This window comes from Haloarcula sediminis, from assembly GCF_035656455.1.
GTDB lineage: Archaea > Halobacteriota > Halobacteria > Halobacteriales > Haloarculaceae > Haloarcula > Haloarcula sediminis.
In genome coordinates this window covers 67,894-86,434 of sequence record NZ_JAYMGA010000005.1, presented here as the reverse complement: position 1 = coordinate 86,434, position 18,541 = coordinate 67,894, and the positions used below count along the sequence as shown (strand labels likewise).

At 65.9% G+C, this 18,541-nt stretch carries 15 protein-coding genes; 3 read left to right on the top strand and 12 right to left on the bottom strand.

Features of this window, described 5'->3' with window-relative positions:
* Positions 1-188: 188 nt before the first annotated feature.
* Positions 189-3,023 (top strand): BGTF surface domain-containing protein, encoded by a 2,835-nt coding sequence (locus tag VJ162_RS09450; protein ID WP_324663862.1) that lies wholly within the window; start codon positions 189-191, stop codon positions 3,021-3,023.
* Between the two features lie 89 nt (positions 3,024-3,112).
* Entirely contained in the window at positions 3,113-4,483 is a 1,371-nt protein-coding gene (locus tag VJ162_RS09445) for a hypothetical protein (protein ID WP_324663861.1), read from the top strand.
* A gap of 111 nt (positions 4,484-4,594) precedes the next feature.
* Here VJ162_RS09445 and VJ162_RS09440 read toward each other — a convergent pair whose 3' ends face one another.
* From VJ162_RS09440 to pdxS, 4 genes are all read right to left on the bottom strand, one after another.
* Positions 4,595-6,172, bottom strand: a complete 1,578-nt coding sequence (locus VJ162_RS09440; protein ID WP_324663860.1) for an Ig-like domain-containing protein — start codon at positions 6,170-6,172, stop codon at positions 4,595-4,597.
* A 98-nt stretch (positions 6,173-6,270) separates the two neighbouring features.
* Positions 6,271-6,852 (bottom strand): DUF2150 family protein, encoded by a 582-nt coding sequence (locus VJ162_RS09435; RefSeq protein WP_324663859.1) that lies wholly within the window; start codon positions 6,850-6,852, stop codon positions 6,271-6,273.
* A 238-nt stretch (positions 6,853-7,090) separates the two neighbouring features.
* A complete protein-coding gene (locus tag VJ162_RS09430; RefSeq protein WP_407066849.1) occupies positions 7,091-8,302 on the bottom strand; it encodes a mechanosensitive ion channel family protein in 1,212 nt (403 codons plus the stop codon).
* 62 nt (positions 8,303-8,364) lie between these two features.
* Positions 8,365-9,273 carry a pyridoxal 5'-phosphate synthase lyase subunit PdxS gene (pdxS, locus tag VJ162_RS09425; RefSeq protein WP_324663857.1) on the bottom strand — a complete coding sequence of 303 codons (909 nt, stop codon included), beginning with the start codon at positions 9,271-9,273 and terminating at the stop codon, positions 8,365-8,367.
* 167 nt (positions 9,274-9,440) lie between these two features.
* Here pdxS and VJ162_RS09420 point away from each other — a divergent pair, with 167 nt between their 5' ends.
* Positions 9,441-10,208: a DUF1405 domain-containing protein gene (locus VJ162_RS09420; protein WP_324663856.1), complete on the top strand. Its 768-nt coding sequence runs from the start codon at positions 9,441-9,443 to the stop codon at positions 10,206-10,208.
* A 21-nt stretch (positions 10,209-10,229) separates the two neighbouring features.
* Here the strand turns inward: VJ162_RS09420 and VJ162_RS09415 are convergent, their stop codons facing one another.
* The 8 genes from VJ162_RS09415 to VJ162_RS09380 form a co-directional block, all read right to left on the bottom strand.
* Positions 10,230-11,000 carry a hypothetical protein gene (locus VJ162_RS09415; RefSeq protein WP_324663855.1) on the bottom strand — a complete coding sequence of 257 codons (771 nt, stop codon included), beginning with the start codon at positions 10,998-11,000 and terminating at the stop codon, positions 10,230-10,232.
* 72 nt (positions 11,001-11,072) lie between these two features.
* The gene (locus tag VJ162_RS09410; protein WP_324663854.1) at positions 11,073-13,817 is read right to left on the bottom strand and encodes a valine--tRNA ligase; all 2,745 of its coding nucleotides are present in this window, start codon (positions 13,815-13,817) and stop codon (positions 11,073-11,075) included.
* Between the two features lie 291 nt (positions 13,818-14,108).
* Positions 14,109-15,635 carry a sodium:solute symporter family protein gene (locus VJ162_RS09405; protein ID WP_324663853.1) on the bottom strand — a complete coding sequence of 509 codons (1,527 nt, stop codon included), beginning with the start codon at positions 15,633-15,635 and terminating at the stop codon, positions 14,109-14,111.
* Complete coding sequence (locus tag VJ162_RS09400) at positions 15,628-15,846, bottom strand: DUF3311 domain-containing protein (protein ID WP_324663852.1); 219 nt, start codon at positions 15,844-15,846, stop codon at positions 15,628-15,630. Before VJ162_RS09400 ends, VJ162_RS09405 begins: the two co-directional genes overlap by 8 nt.
* A 112-nt stretch (positions 15,847-15,958) precedes the next feature.
* Positions 15,959-16,867, bottom strand: a complete 909-nt coding sequence (locus tag VJ162_RS09395; protein ID WP_324663851.1) for an HFX_2341 family transcriptional regulator — start codon at positions 16,865-16,867, stop codon at positions 15,959-15,961.
* 90 nt (positions 16,868-16,957) lie between these two features.
* Positions 16,958-17,206, bottom strand: a complete 249-nt coding sequence (locus tag VJ162_RS09390) for a hypothetical protein (protein WP_324663850.1) — start codon at positions 17,204-17,206, stop codon at positions 16,958-16,960.
* Positions 17,207-17,352: 146 nt separating this feature from the next.
* Complete coding sequence (locus VJ162_RS09385) at positions 17,353-17,622, bottom strand: DUF7571 family protein (RefSeq protein ID WP_324663849.1); 270 nt, start codon at positions 17,620-17,622, stop codon at positions 17,353-17,355.
* Positions 17,623-17,783: 161 nt separating this feature from the next.
* On the bottom strand, positions 17,784-18,215 hold the full coding sequence (locus VJ162_RS09380) for a YgaP-like transmembrane domain (RefSeq protein WP_324663848.1): 432 nt from the start codon (positions 18,213-18,215) through the stop codon (positions 17,784-17,786).
* Positions 18,216-18,541: the final 326 nt, after the last annotated feature.

The following is an 18,541-nucleotide window of genomic DNA, read 5'->3' as shown; positions in this document are numbered from 1 at the left end:
GGCGAACATAGCCGGAGCTTTCATATCGATTCACACTGAGTTTATAGCCATCGACACACCACGTAGTAGCCGGCCGTGGGACGAGCCAATCGCGCGATGGCGGGAGAACCAGCAAGGATGTATGTGAATATAGTGGACACAGCGCATATCGGGTCGGATACACGGACGCCCGACCAGAGGCCACACCGATGACGACTCGGTCCGAGAAGTTACGCGGTGTCTTCCTGGCGATGCTGCTCGTGTGTTCGCTTATCGCGACAGCGGGGCCGCTGGTCGGAACGGGGAGTGCAACCCAAACTGCGGGGAACACGAGCCTGCTGACGGACGGCCCGAACTGGTACGGCCAGGAGTTTGCCATCGATGTCACACAGAGTTCCGGCGGCGAATTCACCGCACAGAGCGGTGACACGGTGTACCTGCTGGAGGTCGACGAATCGACGGAGAGTATCAACCGCACTGCGCGAGTCCTCACGGTCAACAGCAGCGGATATATCGACCTCGATACGGGTGACCTCGAAACCAGCGGTCGGCAGGCGTACGCGCTCAACGACGACAACGAACTCAACAGCGGCGCGGTGAACTTCACGCTCGAACCCCAGACCCTCGACCTCGAGTGGGAGTCAAACACCACCGCGAGTGACAGCGAGTCGGTCGCGCTCGAAACGGTCGAGAGCAATCGCGGCGCGGGCGATTACAACGTCACGGTACGCGCAGACGGACTCGACTACGAACAGCTCCGGGCCCTGTTTATCCACCCCGGAACGGACCTCACCGAGGTGACAGACCGTAATCACCTCCCGCTGGAGAAGCTCGGCTTCGAGCGCGAGGACGGGGACGGAGTGGACGATATGCGCTCGGCGGGCTATATCACACTGAACCTGAGTACGTCGACGAACTTCAGGCAGGACGGCGAAATCATCGCGAACTTCTCGAATCTGGAAGCCAACGCGACGGCCCCGGACGACGGCGCGTACCAGTTCGAAACCGTCGTCACCGACTCAAACGCCGAGGACACGGCCACGATCCGTATCGGCGGTGCCGATGCTGACTTCGAGAGGCCACTGTACACCCGGGCCGCCGGGGACGTCGCGTCGTTCAATGTCACACTCGACTCGGCAGACCAGACGTGGGTGCAGCTACGGGACACCGACTCCGCTTTCGTCGACGTGTTGTACCTCGAAGACGACGACGGGGACGGACAGGTCACGTTCCACGCGAACACCCGCCTCATGGGTACGGACCACTCACGGCTGAGCGGTGTCAGTGCGGGCGACTCCGAGGTGGTCTATCACTCCAACGACGACACGGTCCAGAGCTACATCCACCACGAGGTCATCCCTGCGAGGAGCGGAACCGAGGTCAGCGACGCCAGGTTCTACGACGCCGAGGGGGTAAACAGTTCGGACGAGGTCGATTTCGCCCAGTACGTCCAGTCGGTCAACGGCGCCGCGCCGACCGAACAGCTGTCCCGCCCGCTCCAGCCGACGACGTACGAACTCGTCACCGACCGTCGGGGACGGTTCACGATTGACGACGGCGACGCGGCCGTCGACCGGCCGCTCGGCGAGACAGAGCTAGACCTCGTCCAGTCGACTGTTCGTGATTTCGACACGTATGTCGCACCCGAGAAGGCGCCCGACAGCCAGCGGTCGATAGACGAGCTGGAACCCAACCTCACGTCGAGAGACACCGCCGCTATCGGCGACCGGCTCGTCCTCCGGTTCAACACGACCGGCATCGGGGGCGCGCTCGCCGCCATCGACTACGCACGGAACCGACACAGCATCGACACGGGGCTTTCGGAGGGGTACGGCATCGACGTGTTCTCCGAACTCGCAATCGACTCTGACGGGACCGATTGGGAGGGCGAGGGGGTCAACTTCACGCTGCTCGGCGAGGACCGGCTAAACCAGCCACGCGACCGGTTGGTGCTCGACGACGGCGACAATCAGGACGCCTACGTCCTCCTGGACCAGCAGACGGCGGAGGGTGACCCGGGGAACCTGTATGCCGTCATCGACACCGGTTCGCCGGCTTACGAAGACGCGATCACCGACGACGAGCAGTACGACGCCGAGCTGACGTACGTCGCGGGCGGCCGCTTCGAGTTCAGCGGACAGGGCCCACAGGGGGGCAAAGGCGGCGACGTGACAGACCCCACGTTCCCGTACCACGGCACCGTGGTGACGGAGAACGTGACCGAGCGGGAGGCCGTCTCCTTTGCCTCGACCGACCTGTCTTTCGATGCGGTCGAGGACGGGACAGTGGGTCTCGCACCGACCCGCGACGCACGAGTTGCCGGGGACACGAATCTGGCGCCCGGGACGGAGCTAACTGTCGGCGTCCGACTGGCTCCGCCGTCGGATACGCTCCCCGACGAGGACCCGAGTTTCCTCGCCCAGCGGGAGATAACGGTCAACCCCGACGGGAGCTTCAACGCGACGTTCGACCTCAGTGGCCGCTCGGTCGGCGAGGCCGCCACGGTTCGGGTGGAACGGGGCCAGACGACTGTCGAGTCCTCCGACGCCGAGTTCGTGGATATCGGCGCCGTGCAGGGCCCGTACTTCGAAACGGAACTCGACGCGCCCGCGACGGCAAAGCGAAACGAGACCGTGAACATCACCGGGACGGTCACCAACACCGGCGAGGAAGCCGGGACCGCGGAGGTGACTATCGCCGTCGACGGGACGAACGCCGTCAGGGGGATTTTCGACCTTGATACCGGCGAGTCACAGCGAATCAACCACACGGTGCAGATGGAACAGTCCGACATCGACGTCCAGGTCGAGTCCCAGGACACAAGCCAGGGCGCGACGGTCCAGTACGAGAGCGACACCGACCCGCCCGATCTCACGCCGACGCCGACACAGGCGACGGCGACACCGACATCGGTCGTGGACGGCCCGCAGGCGACGCCGCCGCCCGCTGACTCCGGCGGCGGGGGCTTCCCGTGGCTGTTCGTCGGCGCCGGCGTGGCCGCGACGCTGGCTGTGGCCGCAGTGCTGGCGATACGGTGGGTATGATGCGTGATATGACCGGAAACCACAGGAACATGTTTATGACTGCGCCCGGACTTAGCAACCACTCTCGCGGCGAGGGAGGTGACCGATAGATGGGATACAACCGCCGAAGCGTGCTCGGACTGCTCGGTGCCAGCGTCGGACTCGGCGCCGTCGGCGCGGCGCGACACTCCTCTCCCGCACAGTCCGGTGTCGCCGATCAGCAACGGACACAGTCAGCGGACGTGGTCGCCCGACAGGCGGACGACGGCGAAGCCGACACCGACGGCGACGGGGAGTCCTCGGGACTGGCCCAGCGCACCGAGGACGTGATGGACGAACTGTCGTGGTTCGCCGGCGAATACGACGACGCTATCGGCGCCCTCCGGGACTCGGCCGAGAGCGTGCTCGCTGCTATCAGCGACCACGGCGGGACCGTCCAGCTGTCCGACACCGCCGTCGAACGGCTCGACGGCGAGACCGACCGCCCTCGGCTCGATCGGGGGTGGCCATACGACATCTGGTGGGACGAGGGGGAACGGCGCTGGCGCTACGCCGACGTCGACTGGCAACGGCCGACCGACGAGGTGACCGACGAGACGCCGCTGTCCGAGAGCGCGGTGGCTGACCTCCGGGCGGAGACCGGCGCGTTCGCGGATACCTTCGTGGCGGAACTGAGGCCGCACTTTTCGGGCCTCGCCGCGGAGGCGCAGTTCGCGACGGAGACGATGGACACCATCGCGGCGTTCAACGACCGGGGCGACATCGCCATGGTCGTCGCGGGGCTTGTCCGGCTGTACGAACACTACGAGGCCCTGTCGAGTGCCGCATACGTCGAGGAGTCCCTCTCTGATGACCCGATCCGGAACCGACTCGCCGGCTATCTCGACTCACCGGGCCGGACGGCCACGACGGCGCTTTTCGAGGTTGACTACCGGGGGCAGTCCGGAGACATCCACCGCTCGTTCGTCTACGACGACAGCGTCGACCAGTCCCGCCGCGACGAACTGTACGACGGCGAGCCGCTGGCGACCATCGACGGCTCGACCGACGATCCCGACGGCACGCGACTGCAAGACGCCGTCAGCGAGCTCAGCGTGTCCACCGACAGGGTCGACCGCTGTTACGCGCTCGTCAACGAGTGGGACCGCCCCGACGACGGCTACTACAGCGAGGAACTCACTTCCCAGCCCATCTTCGTCCAGCGCTACACCTCCGCGACTGCCGCCAGCGACGTCTACGACCGACTCATGGGTCGGTCAGATATCGACCGAGTGGCCGTCGAGGTGGCGCTTGGAGCGTCGGACCCGGACGCGTGGACGCCGATTTACTTCCCCCACGAGGGCCAGCCCTGGAGCGCGGCGATGCGACAGGTCGGGCGATGTCTGCTCGTCGCGGGCGTTGCACGGCGGCCGTTCCAGCAGCGGGACGCCGACTGGATCGAGCCGATAGAACTGGCCTGGATATGGCCGGCCAGCGGGTGAGACGGTTCTGTCGATACTGGCGGAGGCTGCAACTCGGCGATGGGTACGTATACCGGGCTCGGTCACACGGTAGAACGACTTGACACACGACCTCTCAGCCACGGGGTCGGGTTAGCTGATGAAGAGATCTCTATCTTCGGTGACGGTGTTTCCGGCTGAGTCTGAGAGCGATAGTTCCACAATGTAGCTGCCGGAGTCGAATTTACGGCCCCCGGCGAGTGACCTGTCGATGCTGTCTCCGGCTGGGTCAAGTTCCTCGGTTGCGGTGTACACTTGGGTTCTGAAAAACAAGAAATCCCGGTACACGGTTATCACTACTTGGTCTAGGTTGTCGTCGGGGTCCGAGAACGTTGCATCGACGTTGATTTTATCGCTATTCCCCTGTTCGCTGGCGCTGAACGAGTCTATCGATGGGGGGCTGCCGTCCCCGCCATCGCCCCCATCGTCACCACCACCGCCGCCGGTGTCGCCGTTTTGCACAGTCACCGTGACATCGAGCGAGACGTTCTCCGGCGCTGTGCCGTCGAAGTTCCCGTCCAGTCCGCGGTAACTGAAGTTCAACTGCTGGGTCCCCGGCGTGACGCCGGTCGCGTCGTACTCGAAGGTGACCTGTCCGTCGTTGTCGGAGACCGCTTCGCCCTCTACCAGTGACCCGTCGCTGCCGGAGTCGACGCCGCCGTAGACGGTCACGCCCTGGACGGGGTTGTTGTACTCGTCGCGGACTTCCAGGACGACCTCGGAGATGTCGTCTGTGACCTTCGACCCGTCGCCGCGCACGTCCGTCAGATACGCCGCCGACTCGCTGGAGACGCCGTCGCCGACGCCGGCCTTGGCCATCCGCAGCCGGTAGTTCGCGCCCCGCTCGAACGTTATCGTGAGGGTGTAGTACGGGCCGGGGCCGTCCGTCGTGGTGACGTCCGCGATGTATCTATCGTTGCTGAGGTCGCCGGGGTTGTCGTCGATCTCGTCGGCGAGTAGCTCCTCCCACTTCGATTCCGGCAGCCGCGTGGGGACCGAGATGGAGACGTTCGTCGTCGCCGTGTCGTTGCGCACGATGATCGGGTCGTCAGACCGGCTCACCGGTCGGACGTCGACGGAAGTCGAGCCGCCCGAACTCCGGCGCAGCGAGCCGTTGAGGGCGACGAGCGTGATGTCACGACCGTTGACCATCGACTGTTCGGAGAGTGTGATGTTGGCGGTCGGGAACTGGTTGTACGCGACCGACTGCTCGTAGTACGTCGTCGGCGCGTTCGTGTAGAGGCTGTAGTCCGGCGTGTATGCGATGGCGCCGGTGTTGTAAGGTCTGGCCGTTCCGTTCCAGATATCCCCGGTCTCGCCCTTCGCCGCCGCGTTTCGGACCGTGATGTTGTACTGCATATCGGTGGTGCCGTCGGTCCGCAAGGACCCGGACGGCGGCCCGGGGTTTCTCGCCACCAATCGGCTGGGATACCGCGTGCTCAGTTTGACCGAAATGCCCTGTGAACTGGTCGCGCCCGGGACGGAGACGATGGCGTTGCGGAGGTCCTGGATGTCCGACTGGACCTCCTGGTTGTGGTTGAACTCAACCTCGCGGTTCTGCTCGGGGACGACGAAGGCCTGGTAGCTGGAGAAGGCGATGATGAGGACGCCAAACAGCAACACGGCACCGATCTGGATGGATTGTCCCCGCCGGTCCCCGACAAAATCCATGCCGACTACTTACGTGGTGGTACGTAAAAACCTATCCGCCCGGACGGAACGACCTCCCGGACACCGGTCGTCGCCGACATCGGGTGGGCGGCGGGTTCTCAGTCTTCGTCCTCTTCGACGACTTCCGGGTCCGACAGCGCGGTCTGGAGGCTGTCCAGTCCGTTGACCCACTCCGAGACGAGCCCGTATTCGAGGTCCTCGACGACCTCCATGGGCAGTTCGTCCCCGTCGATGATGCGCGTGCCGGCCTGAACACAGTAGCCCAGCGCGGCGTCTAGGTCCTCCTCGGCCTCGGCGTCGGCGGCCGCCCCGATGTAGTCGGTGACGGTCGCCTCGTCGGCGACGCCCTCGGCGGTGTACTCCTCGGCGGCGTAGAAGACACAGACAAGCGAGGTCTGGACGCCGTCGATGAGCATCAACGTCTCCTCGTCGTCCATCTCGATCTCGTCGAGGACGATCTCGCGGACCCCAGCAAGCTCCGACAGCGTCGCCTCCTCGTCCAGCTCGCCGTCGTCGTGGTCGGTGAGTATCTTCGCGACCGCGATGGCGGCGTCGTCCTGCAGGTTCAACAGGAGTCGCGCCGAGTCCTCGTCTTCGGGGTCTATCCCCTCGTTTTCGATGCGGTCGAGCCAGTTCTGCCAGCGTTCGTCTGTGTAGTACTCCCCCGGCGGCGTGCTCATACCTCCCCGTACGTGCGCCCGGGGATAATAGCTTCGACAGCCACTTGCGCCCGTAATCAGGGTCGTAACCGCGTGACGGGGTCGGAGCTTGTCGGTTCAGGTTTCCCGGGGTCGAGACCGAAACCTGCCCGGCACGTGTGTTGTGTTATCACATGTCTCTCGACGGCACCCCCATCCGGCCGGGGCAGCCTTTGCGCCGGGACCGACCGGCCACCTTCAGTGCCGCAACCCGGGACGGCTAGTCCTCCGACTGTGCGCCGCGGGGTCGCTCGGTCGCTGACGACTCATCGCGCATCGTGAGCGTGCGCTGTGGGAAGGGGATGTCGATGCCTTCCTCGTCGAAGGCCGTCTTGACCGCCCGCACCACGGCCGAGACGGCCCGCCACTTCCGGGGCGGCGTCGGGTGGTCGATCCAGAACCGGAGCTCCAGCACCACGGCTGAGTCGCCAAAGGACTTGGGAACGACCTGGGGCGGCGGGGAGTCGACCACGTCGTCGACGCCGACCATCGCCTCGCGAGCCAGGTCCCCGGCCGCGTCGACGTCGGTGTCGTAGTCGACGCCGATGTCGAGGGTCAACCGCAGGAGCCCCTTCCGGCTCCGGTTGGTGATGGCGCTGTCGCTTACCCTGTCGTTTGGCAACACGACGAACTCCCCGTCGAAGTTCTCCAGACGCGTGTTGAAGATGGTGATGTCGGTGACGATACCTTCCTGGTCGCCGACGACGACCCAGTCGCCGATGGTGAAGGGTCGCGAGAACATCAGGACGAAGCCGGCGATGAGCGACCCCAGCGTCTGGCGGGCCGCGAGGCCGACGACGATTCCCAGGAACCCGGCCCCAACGAGCAGGCCGCCCACGTCTACCTGCCACACCGCGAAGATGGTCGTGCCGATGGTGACGAAGATGGTGACCTGTCCCACCCGGAGGAGTATCTCCTCCTGGTGGTCGGTGAAATCCGAGAGTGCGGTGGAAAACCGGTCGATCCACCGCTGTAGCTGGTCCGACGCGACGAAAGCCAGCATGATGAGGACGATAGTCTGTATCGTCGGGACGAGCGTCGGGTCGCGGGTCGACAGAAACGGCCGGAGCGTCGCTGCCACGTCCGCGACCCCCCAGACGACGAGAAACGAGACGACGATGACCGACAGTACGGTAACCTGGGCCGTCCGCAGCAACAGCCCGCGAAACGTCGTCGGCGTGTGCGTCGCGACCGCCTGGAGCCAGTTGCCCTCCCCCATCCGGTCGGTCGCGGCGGTTCGGAGCCAGGAGAGGACCGCCGGGATGACGACGACGGTGACGACCAGAACGGCCAGAAGCAGGGCCGTCGCGACGACCCGACCCTGTGACGCGGCCAGCCCCTCGAGCGTCTCCTGAAACGTCCTGATGAGGTCGAGAAGCCCCCTGTTCGCGTCGGTCGCGGCGGTTTCCGTCTGCTGCACAGTCCCAGTCACTCGCCGATGGACTTGGTTCTTCGTCTTTCGCTAGAGCGGAGAGAAACGGCCGGAAACCCGTCTCAGACGCCGCGGCCCTGCAGCCTCTCCTCTTCGGGGAGGTCGGCGTTCGCGTCGCCTTTCATCCCCTTGCCGACGTTCTTGCTGATCTCGGTCAGCTTCTCGGCGTCGTCCCAGTTGTTGACCGCCTCGACGATGGCGGTGCCCATCGCTTCGGGGTCCTCGGCGCCGAAGATACCCGAGCCGACGAAGATGCCGTCACAGCCGTGGTGCATCATCAGGGCGGCGTCGGCCGGCGTCGCGATGCCGCCGGCGGCGAAGTTCACGACCGGCAGGCGGCCCATGTCGGCGGTCTCGTGGACGAGCTCGGCGGGCGCCTCGTGCTCGCGGGCCCACTTCTCGCGTTCCTCGTGGCTCATCCCTTCGAGCTTGCGAATCGACCCCTTGATATTGCGCTGGTGGTGGACGGCCTGGTTCACGTCGCCGGTGCCGGCCTCGCCTTTCGTCCGAATCATCGCCGCCCCCTCGTCGATGCGGCGCAGGGCCTCCTGGAGGTTGCGCGCGCCACAGACAAAGGGCGCGGTGAACTCGCGCTTGTCGATGTGGTAGCGGTCGTCGGCCGGTGTCAGGACCTCGCTCTCGTCGAGCATGTCCGCACCGGCGGCCTCCAGTATCTCGGCTTCCTTGGTGTGACCGATGCGGGCCTTGCCCATCACCGGGATGGAGACCTCGTCGATGACAGCCTCCAGCGAGGCGGGGTCGGCCATCCGCGCGACGCCGCCCCGTTTCCGGATGTCCGCCGGCACCGCTTCGAGGTTCATCACGGCCACCGCACCCACGTCCTCGGCGATGCGGGCCTGCTCGGGCGTGACGACGTCCATGATGACGCCGCCCTTCTGCATCTTCGCGAAGCCGCGCTTGACCAGGTCGGTGCCGCGGCGGAGGTTCTCTAGATCGGTAGCTTCAGGCATTACGCCGGGCTTAGGACTGGATTAACTTAACGCGTGCCCTTCCACCGCTCGGAGTCGGTTTCGTGGGGGCTTTCGGGCTGTTCCCGAACGGTTTGGCGGTTCCGACTTCCGTTCCTCTAACCACCACAATCGCTATCGGTTTACCATCGGAACCCACACGGGGAGGTATGTCGGCTGTGAACCGGGTGGGACGGCGCATCGAGTCGCTCGTCGCCCGGTACTTCGACGCGTCGCTGCCCGAGTCCGAGGGGCTCCCGGCCTACGTCGCGCCGCTGCCCGAGTGGCTCGAAAACGTCGGCCTGCGACTGGCCTGGCCCATCGCCCTCGTCAACCTCGTCGGGACGCTGTTTGGCTTCTGGTACTACGCCGGCCGGCCGCTCGACCTCTCGCCGCCGCTGCTGGGCGGACAGTTGGGCGCCGCCACGCCGCTGGCGTACCCGCTGATTCCGGACTCGCCCGTCGCGACGCTGTTCATCGGGCTCTCCTTTGCGGCGTGGAAACTGGACTGGGACTGTCAGTGGCTCCACGCGCTGGCCTTTTTCGGCTGTATCAAGCTCGGCCTCTGGACCCCTTACGTCCAGCTCGTCATCAACGGCTCGGAGGGTATCGCCGCGTGGCTCTACTGGTTCCTGATTCTCTCGCATCTGGCGATGGCCGTCGAGGCGTTTCTCATCCACCGCTACGCGACGTTTTCCGTGCCCGCAGTGGCGGTCGCCGCGTTCTGGTACGGCTTCAACGATATCGTTGACTACTTGGTGCCGGTCCTTGGCGGGCCACACCACACGTGGCTCCGTGGGGAGCCCCTCGTCGCCCCCCTGACCTTCGACCACACCGTCCTGGCTCATGACCTCGCGGCGGGCTGGGCGGTGACGCTGACGATTCTGGCTACCTTCCTCGCGCTCGCGACGCGGGTCGAGAAAGTCAAACGCGCGTGAACCACTGGCTCGGCCGCCCACTCACAGCCGGGGGAGACGGTCGTCCAGAATCCCGACGACGCGCTCGGCATCGTCGAGGCGCTCGCGGTCGTACACCAGGTCGGCGCCGAACTCCGTCCCGAGTGTCAGCCGGTCGTCGGTCGCTTCGTAGCCGTAGACCTGCGTCCACGGTGTCCGGGACTGGTCGAACGGAACCACCCAGCCGACATAGCGGGTGGTAACGAGGCCACTGTCGGTCAGCTGGACCTGCGAGCGCGTTCCCGGGAGGAACACGGTCAGAAAGAGGCCGCCGAAGAGCCAGCTTGAGGCGTCACCGCGGACGACCGCCCGGTAGCAGATGTAGGCGACCGCGACGAGGACGCCCACGTCGGCCAAGAGCGTGAACTGGCGCCGGCGGCCGTCGCCGTCGGTCGTCCGCGGGAGCACGGCGAGCGTCTCCCAGTCGCCGGGCGTCTGCTCGCGACCGACCATCACGGCCCAGCCCACGACGGCGATAAAGACGCTGCCGATGGCCAACTGGTAGCGACCACCCGGGCCGGACTGCACACCGGTCCAGGTCACCCAGAGCCCCAGCCCCACCAGCGCGCCCCCCGTGAACCGCGCCGTGACCCTGTGGCCCAGAAGGCGGGTGCGGGTGACCAGCAGGCCGCCCGTGACGATGCCCAGACACAGCCCCGCGACGGCGACGGCGGCAACTGTGGCGTAGGGCGGCTCGCCCAGCAACAGCACGGCAGCGGCGACCCCGGCGACGTAGGCGCCACAGCCGAGTGCGGCCGGTGGTTTCCCTCGCATGGCTGGTGACTCACTGCGGCGGAAAATAAAGCTGTGCGGTCGGTCACCGGTCTCTCCGAGGGGCCGATGCCTCTACCGCACGACGACGACCGCGCTCTCGGTCTCGGTCATCTCGCCCTCGCCGGAGTAGGTTCGCGATTCCTCGACCTCGAACAGCTCGGGGCCGAGCTCGAACTCGCCGGCGACGACGAGGGTGTCGCCGTCGATTTCGTAGTCGCCCGACTCGATGCCGTCGTCGATGGCGCCCACATCGCTGCCGAACTCGGGGCCGACGACGGAGTAGTCGAGGTCGATGCCGCTTATCTCGGTCGTGATGTCTGGGTCGTCCTCGAAGACGTCCAGTCGCTCGACGTGCATCGCCTCCGCGATGGCGTCCTCGAAGCCCGCGACGTGGCCGTACACCTCGACGTGGTCGAGGTCGGCGTTCAGCGGCAGACCGTTCTCGGTCTTGTACCGGCGCAGGGCGGAGACGACCTCCATCGCCGTCTCGCCGGCTTTCAGGTCGGCCTCGTAGCCGCCGGGCACGGGCCAGTCGGTGGTGTGGACGGAGCCGTCGTCGTCCGTGGCGTCGTCCACCGGGTCGGCTGCGTCTGCCGACCCGTCGGCGTACAGCCGCTCCCACAGCTCCTCCGTGATGTGGGGGAGGAACGGGGCAAACAGCTGCAGGAAGGTCCGGTGGGCCGTGATGAGGGTGTACTCCGTGGAGTCGTCCCCGCCTTCGCTCAGGCGCTGCTTTGCGATTTCGAGGTAGTCGTCACAGAACGTGTTCCAGAAAAAGGACCGCAGCTCGTTGCGGGCCTTCGAGAAGGCGTAGTCCTCGAACTTCCCGGTGACGGAGTCGATAGTGTCGTCGAGCTCCGCGAGCAGCCAGCGGTCGACCGCCGACAGCTCGTCGGGCTCGGCCGGGCGCTCGGCGGGGGTCAGCTGGTCGACCAGCCGGGAGGCGTTCCAGAGCTTCTGGAGCAGGCGCTCGCCGGCTTCGAGGTCGCCCTCCTTGTAGGGGAAGTCGTCGCCGATGGAGGTGCCGGCGGCCCAGTAGCGGGCGGCGTCGACCGGGAAGTTCTCCAGGACTTCGCTGGGCGGGATGACGTTGCCCTTGGACTTTGACATCGCCTCGCGGTTCTCGTCTAGGACCATCCCGTTTATCATGACGTTCTCGAAGGGGACCTCGCCGGTGTGCTCGTAGCACTTGACGACGGTGTGGAACAGCCAGAACGAGATGATGTCGTGGCCCTGCGGGCGCAGGTCGAACGGGTAGAGCTCGGGGTTCTCCCAGACGAACTCCCCGGCGTCGTCCGCCGAGTCGGCTGTCCCTGCCGACTCGTCGGCGTCCCAGTCCCAGCCGGCGTTGACCAGCGGCGTCAGCGAGGAGGTCGCCCACGTGTCGAAGACGTCCTCCTCGGGGGTCAGCTCTTCGTGACCACACTCCGGACACGCATCGACCGGCGGGTCGTCCGACAGCGGGTCGACCGGGAGGTCGGCCTTCCGGGCCATGACCGGTTCGCCACAGTCCGCACAGTACCAGACGGGGATGGGGATGCCCGAGTCGCGCTGCCGTGAGATACACCAGTCCCACTCCAGGCCCTCGATCCAGTGTTTGTAGCGGCTGAACATCTTCTCGGGGTACCAGTCCATCTCCCGGCCCGCGTCGAGGTACTCGTCTTTCTTGTCGAGCATCTCGATGTACCACTGCTCGGTGACGAGATACTCGACCTCGACGCCACAGCGCTCGTGGACCTGGACGGTGTGGTCGTGGTCCCGGGATTCGAGCAGGTACCCCTCGGCGTCCAAGTCCTCGATGATGGCCTCGCGGGCCTCGGTCGTGTGCATCCCCTCGTACTCGCCGGCGACGTCGGTCATCGTCGCGGACTCGTCGATGGCCAGCCGGAGGTCCAGGTCGTGGGCCTGGTACCACTCGATGTCGTTCTGGTCGCCGAAGGTACAGCACATCACCAGTCCGGAGCCGGTCTCCATGTCGACGCGCTCGTCGGCGATGATGGGGACCTCCTGGCCGAACAGCGGCACCCGCGCCGTACCGCCGACGAGGTGCTGGTTCTCGTCGTCGTCGGGGTGGACGAAGACGGAGACACACGCCGGCAGGAGTTCGGGACGGGTGGTCGAGATGGTGAACGTCTCGTCCCACGTGATGGGGCCTTCGCTGTCTGCCACCAGTTCGAACTCGATGTCGTTGAACTTCGTGGCCTTGTCCTCGTCCTCCTGTTCGACCTGCGAAATCGCGGTCTCGCAGTCGGGACACCAGATGGTCGGCGCGCGCTGGCGGTACTCCCGCCCCTTCTCGTAGAGGTCGAGGAAGGACAGCTGGGAGGCCCGCTGGACATCCGGCGCGATGGTCTTGTAGGTGTTGTCCCAGTCGACCGAGATAGCCAGCGACTGGACGTCCTCGGTGAACTCCGCCTCGTAGGTGTCACAGACGTCCCGGCACTTCTTCTGGAACTCCCGGCGCTCGAAGTCCTGGTGGCGGATGTCCAGTTCCCGCTCGGTCAGGCGCTCGGAGGCGATGCCGTTGTCGTCGTAGCCAAAGGGGAAGTAGACGGTGTCCTCGGCCATCCGCCGGTAGCGGGCGACGAAGTCCTGCAGGGTGAACTGGTAGAGGTGGCCCATGTGGAGGTTGCCCGACACCGTCGGCGGCGGCGTGTCGATACTGAATCGGGTGTCGGCGTCCCCGTCGTAGGCGTACGTGTCCGCGTTCACCCAGTGGTCTTGCCACTTGGGTTCGATGTCGTCGGGGTCGTACTCCCCGCTGAGCTGGTCGTCGGCTGGCGGTTCCTCGGTCGGTGGGTCCTGTGTATCACTCATGTCGAATCTGCCGTCTGCGGGTAGTCAGAAGCGGTGCGGGCGTCGAGAGGGTGTATTAGTGGGGCGTGGAGACCCCTACTACGGGGGGTACGGGAACGGACGAACTGCGTGCTCGACGCGCCATTATGTGTACGTGTGAAAAGCGGGGGCTAAACGACTTCGGTTTGGCGTGACAGCCGGAGCGGTGTTTCGTCGGGAGGACTGGCGCGGAACAGCCAGCCGACGACCGACTCCGGGAACCGCTACGGGGACGTGAGGCCGAAGCACCGAACGTCGTCGCTCGCTGTCGGCTCAGTCGCTCTCGACGCCGGAGACGGCGTAGGCACTCCGGTCCTCGGTCGCACCGGGGGCCGTCACCAGCGAGACGCCGACCGTCAGCAGGGCGCCGACGAGGATACCGACGACCCCCGGTGTCCACCCCAGATACGTCGCGGGCAAGGCGACCTCGACGCCGGCCAGCCCCGAAAGGGTCGAGATGACGGGAAAGACGTGCAGGACGTAGAACAGCTGGCTCCCGAGGACGCCGGCGAACATCCCGCTCCGGGTCGTCCCACGCCAGTACAGCGCCAGCGCGACCGGGACGGTGAGCTGTGCGAAGCCGCTGAAGGCGGTGTCGCCGATCTGGACCAGCGTCCCCGGCGTGTAGAGGCTGGCGACGAAAGAGAGCGTCGCGAAGGCGACCACGCCTGCGCGAGCGACCAGCGCCTCGCGTCGGTCGGTCGCCTCGTCGCTCGCGTCGTCGCGGCCGGTCAGGGGCCGGTAGAGGTCCCGCGTCAGATACGACGACCCCGACAGCAGCATGGAGTCACTGGAGGACATCATCGCGGCCATCGCGCCGGCGATGACCAGGGCGGCGAACCACGTCGGCGTGTACTCGCCCAGTATTGCCGGGATGACGTTCCCGCCCTCGGGCACGGTCACGCCCAGCCCGGCCGCCCACGTCCCGAGCATGAAGGCCGGGACGAACAGCAACACGACCAGTATCGGCCACAGCGCGAAGGTCCGCTTGAGCACCTTTTTCGAGCCGGCAGCAAAGAAGCGTTGATTGATTTGCGGGAACATCGTCACGCCGAAGGCGATGCTGACGGCCGTCGAAATGATGTACTGCGGCGTGTAGAGCCCGCCGCCGAGGCCGAGAAAGTCCGGCTGCTCGGCCGCAAGCAGGGCCGTCGCCTCTCCTGCCCCGCCGACGGCCGAGAGGACCCACGCCACCGCGACCCAGACCAGCGAGAGCATAAAGAGTCCCTGCAGCGTGTCGGTCCAGGCGACCCCGCGCATCCCCGAGAGGGCGACGTACAGCACCATGAACAGCGTGATACCCCCCGCGCCGACCCAGAAGGGGACCGCGCCGCCGGTGAGCCCGACGATGGCCTGGCCCGCGCCCTTCTGCTGGAGCATGACGTACGGGAACAGCCAGACGAGGCTGACGGCGGCGACGGTGACCCGCAACGCCGTCGAGCCAAACCGGTCGCCGAGCATCTCGCCAAGCGTCACGTAGCCGTGGCGCTTGCCCACCAGCCACTGCTTGTACCCCAGCACGTACCAGAGAACGGCGAAGATGATGCCGTCCATCAGCCCCATGACGAGTATCCACTCGGGGCCGGCGCTGTAGGCGAGGTTTGGGCCGCCGAAGAAGGTAAACGCCGACAGCAGCGTCGCGAAGGTCGTAAACAGGAGGACGACGGTTCCGAGGGTTCGGCTCGCGAGATAGTAGTCCTCGGCGGTGCGGTCGGTCAGCCGGTAGGCGACGACGCCGACCGCGAGCGCGACGACCATGTACGCGCCGACGATGCCAAGCTGGAGCGTCGTCTCAGCCACGGCGGGGCACCTCCTCGATGCCGAGGCCCCAGTCGGTGCGCGCGAAGACGGCGAAGACGACGCTGGCGAGAGCCATCCAGCCGATATGCCACCACAGCCACACCGGGAGACCGGCCGCGGTCCCCGCCTCGCCCCAGAGGAACCAGGGCACTGCCAGTGCCATCAGCACCAGCGCGACGACTGCCCACCCGACGATGCGAACGGTACTCATTCTGGTGTCGGCTAGCCACTGGCGCTACTAATGCGTGATGTTTCTTCACGCGCTAATTCTGAAGAACTATTCTCTTCAGACCGCCGGACCGTCAGACCTCCGGGCGCGGCGGTCACGGGAGGTCGGCGTCGCGGTCCTCCGCGGAGTGGGCCCGGACCCACAGCTCGCCGATGCGGGACAGCTTCGTCCGGTAGGACTTCCCGTGGTCCTCCTGCTCGATGTACCCCTTGCCGCCGGGACCCAACCGGTCGACGTTGTAGATGACCTTCGAGCGGAAGGAGTCGGTGTACTCCTCGCCCATGTCCCGTGCCAGCGCCTGTGCGAGTTCGGAGACGGACTCGAACTCGCCGTGTTCGCCCAGCGTGAAGAGGATGACCTCCTCGAAGGGCTTGACGTTCGAGAAGGAGGCGACGGGGAGCTCGACGATGTGTGAGCCGTCTATCTCCTTTGCCCCGATAGTCGTCCCGCGCTCGTCGAACTCGTCCAGCAGGTCGAGCGCCGTCGAGAGCCGCTCGTCGACCCGCTCGTCGCCGGGCTCGTCGGTCTCCATGTCCTGGAGCAGGTCGACCTGCCTGCGCAGCTCCTCCGCGAGTTCGGTCTCCAGGTACTTCTCGGGGACTGTGTAGTAGGTGTGGATGCGGTCGCGGTCGCCCTCGCGCTCGACCATGATGGAGTGGGCGGCCGTGGCGAAGGCAAAGGAGACGGTCCGGGGCATCGCCGAGACGTTGACCCACACCTCGCTGCCCGAGTCGAGTTCGGCGTTGATGAGGGCAAAGGCCTGCTCGAAGGCCTCGTCGTAGTCGTAGACGTCGGCGACGACGACCCGCTCGGTCTCGGCGCCGAGCAGGTTCTCGTAGTCTTTCTCCAGTTTCTCCGCGAGGTTGCGCGAGTACTCGACGTTGGCTTCGGAGCCGACCGCCCCCTCCAGCAAGATGACGCGGTCCACGTCGAGTTGCTCGCGCACGAGCGGCGCGATGAGCCGGTCGTAGTCGAACCCGACCGGGACGATGTGGGTCTGCATACGTGAGACGAGGGGCGGGTGTTTATATAAAGCACCAGTCTTCCGACCGTTGGTAGACACAACACCGATAGCGAACCCCACGCTCTATCCTCAGAAATACGCCCTTTTGAATACAAGCGGGAGGTAGACCATCGGTACGAAAGCCAGGGTCAATCCTAACACCCCTGTCAGATAGTTGCCTTCTACGATTCCTCTCGCCAACCCCGTTCCGAACCTAACAATTAGCAGGAGAAAGAGAGCTAAAACCACATTGCGGAGCGAAAAGTCCACTCCTTCCGTATCGGAGTCGGCTGGCGGCATTTCGTAGCACTTCTTCTCGCCTCGTGAAAAAGACTCCATTGAGCGCAACGCTGCTCGGCTCTTGAGCGCGGTACTACTCGAACCGAAGCAGGTCTCGCCCCGAGATAACCCGTTTCTCCGCGAGCCCTTCGGTACAGAGCTACGGCTGGCGGGTGTCTGTCTCGAAAAACAGAACGCGCCGTCCGTCAGGTCGAGGCCGTGTCAGCCGTCCAGCCCGGGTCCCGGCCCGTCTGTTTCAGCGTCTCGGCCCGACACGCCGGGCAGTAATCCGGCGTCTCGCTCTCTGTCCGTGGCACGTAGACTGCACCGTCGCACTCCACGCACGCATCCTCGACGATGGTGGTACAGTCGACACAGAGGTTGAAGTCGTCGACTGTCAGCTCCCGCAGGGGTTCGAGTTGTTTATCCAGGATGTACTCGTCGATGACCGCCTGACAGTTGTGGCACGGTTGCATGTCGATCCATCTTGACCCATGAGACCATATCACAAGTATCTGCCGGCCCTGGCAACGACTGCGGTCACACGGACAGTGCTGTCGTGACCGGCGTTGGGACTCCCGATAGAACCGTCGTCGCCGGCCCGGAGCCGGCAGAAGATAACTGGTCGGCGCGCCGGTTACGCGCAGTCGTCGTGGACGATTTCGTCGTCCTCGTTCGGCCCGCGAGACTGGCCGGCGACGATGGGCTCGCCACAGGCCGCACAGGTGAGATAGTGCTCTCGTGCCTGTGTCGCGCCCGCGTCGGTGGTCGCCGCCGCGTCGACGGTCTCGTCGGCGTCCGTGGCCGTTCCCCCCGCTTCGTCGTCGGACTCGTCGAAGTCGATGCTGACCTCGCCGCTGTCGTCGGTCGTGTCGATGTCGAGCGCGTCGTTGACGCCGCAGTAGCGGGTGGTCGCGGTGAACCCAAAGCCCAGCGCGCCGACGCCCGCGAGCAGCCCGCGAAGGCGTTTGCCGCTGCGCAGCCAGCGGACGGCGGCGGTACTCAACAGGGCAGCGAGCAGGAAGCGACCGAGCCGGTCCCGGCCCCCGACGTTCTTTGTGTCGTCCATACCTGATTGTCGGCCCGGACGCCCTTGTAGCTTGACCCCGCTACGCTCGACGACCCCCCGGCGCGGACGACGTGTCGCATCCGGCCGGCGACCTGCTCGTAGCGGACGATACGTCCGTGTCGACGACGCATCAGGGCGACACCGGCGTGCCTGTGACTGGGCGCCTCGGTGTCGCTGTACCGGTCGACCGCCTCGCCGTCGGGGTGGCCCGTGCGTCGGGAGAGGTGTTCCCCCAAGCCACCACGAGAGCTCGCTCGGTTCGCTCGTGGGTAGGACGACGACGGTCCCGAACGGACAGGTGACAGGTTATTTGGGCCGCCGCCGCG

What these genes read in the sequence shown, in the direction of transcription:
- VJ162_RS09450 (WP_324663862.1), top strand. Translation starts at nt 189, where the DNA reads ATGACGACTCGGTCCGAGAAGTTACGCGGTGTCTTCCTGGCGATGCTG.
- VJ162_RS09445 (WP_324663861.1), top strand. Translation starts at nt 3,113, where the DNA reads ATGGGATACAACCGCCGAAGCGTGCTCGGACTGCTCGGTGCCAGCGTC.
- VJ162_RS09440 (WP_324663860.1), bottom strand. Translation starts at nt 6,172, where the DNA reads ATGGATTTTGTCGGGGACCGGCGGGGACAATCCATCCAGATCGGTGCC.
- VJ162_RS09435 (WP_324663859.1), bottom strand. Translation starts at nt 6,852, where the DNA reads ATGAGCACGCCGCCGGGGGAGTACTACACAGACGAACGCTGGCAGAAC.
- pdxS (WP_324663857.1), bottom strand. Translation starts at nt 9,273, where the DNA reads ATGCCTGAAGCTACCGATCTAGAGAACCTCCGCCGCGGCACCGACCTG.
- VJ162_RS09420 (WP_324663856.1), top strand. Translation starts at nt 9,441, where the DNA reads ATGTCGGCTGTGAACCGGGTGGGACGGCGCATCGAGTCGCTCGTCGCC.
- VJ162_RS09415 (WP_324663855.1), bottom strand. Translation starts at nt 11,000, where the DNA reads ATGCGAGGGAAACCACCGGCCGCACTCGGCTGTGGCGCCTACGTCGCC.
- VJ162_RS09410 (WP_324663854.1), bottom strand. Translation starts at nt 13,817, where the DNA reads ATGAGTGATACACAGGACCCACCGACCGAGGAACCGCCAGCCGACGAC.
- VJ162_RS09400 (WP_324663852.1), bottom strand. Translation starts at nt 15,846, where the DNA reads ATGAGTACCGTTCGCATCGTCGGGTGGGCAGTCGTCGCGCTGGTGCTG.
- VJ162_RS09395 (WP_324663851.1), bottom strand. Translation starts at nt 16,867, where the DNA reads ATGCAGACCCACATCGTCCCGGTCGGGTTCGACTACGACCGGCTCATC.
- VJ162_RS09390 (WP_324663850.1), bottom strand. Translation starts at nt 17,206, where the DNA reads ATGGAGTCTTTTTCACGAGGCGAGAAGAAGTGCTACGAAATGCCGCCA.
- VJ162_RS09385 (WP_324663849.1), bottom strand. Translation starts at nt 17,622, where the DNA reads ATGCAACCGTGCCACAACTGTCAGGCGGTCATCGACGAGTACATCCTG.
- VJ162_RS09380 (WP_324663848.1), bottom strand. Translation starts at nt 18,215, where the DNA reads ATGGACGACACAAAGAACGTCGGGGGCCGGGACCGGCTCGGTCGCTTC.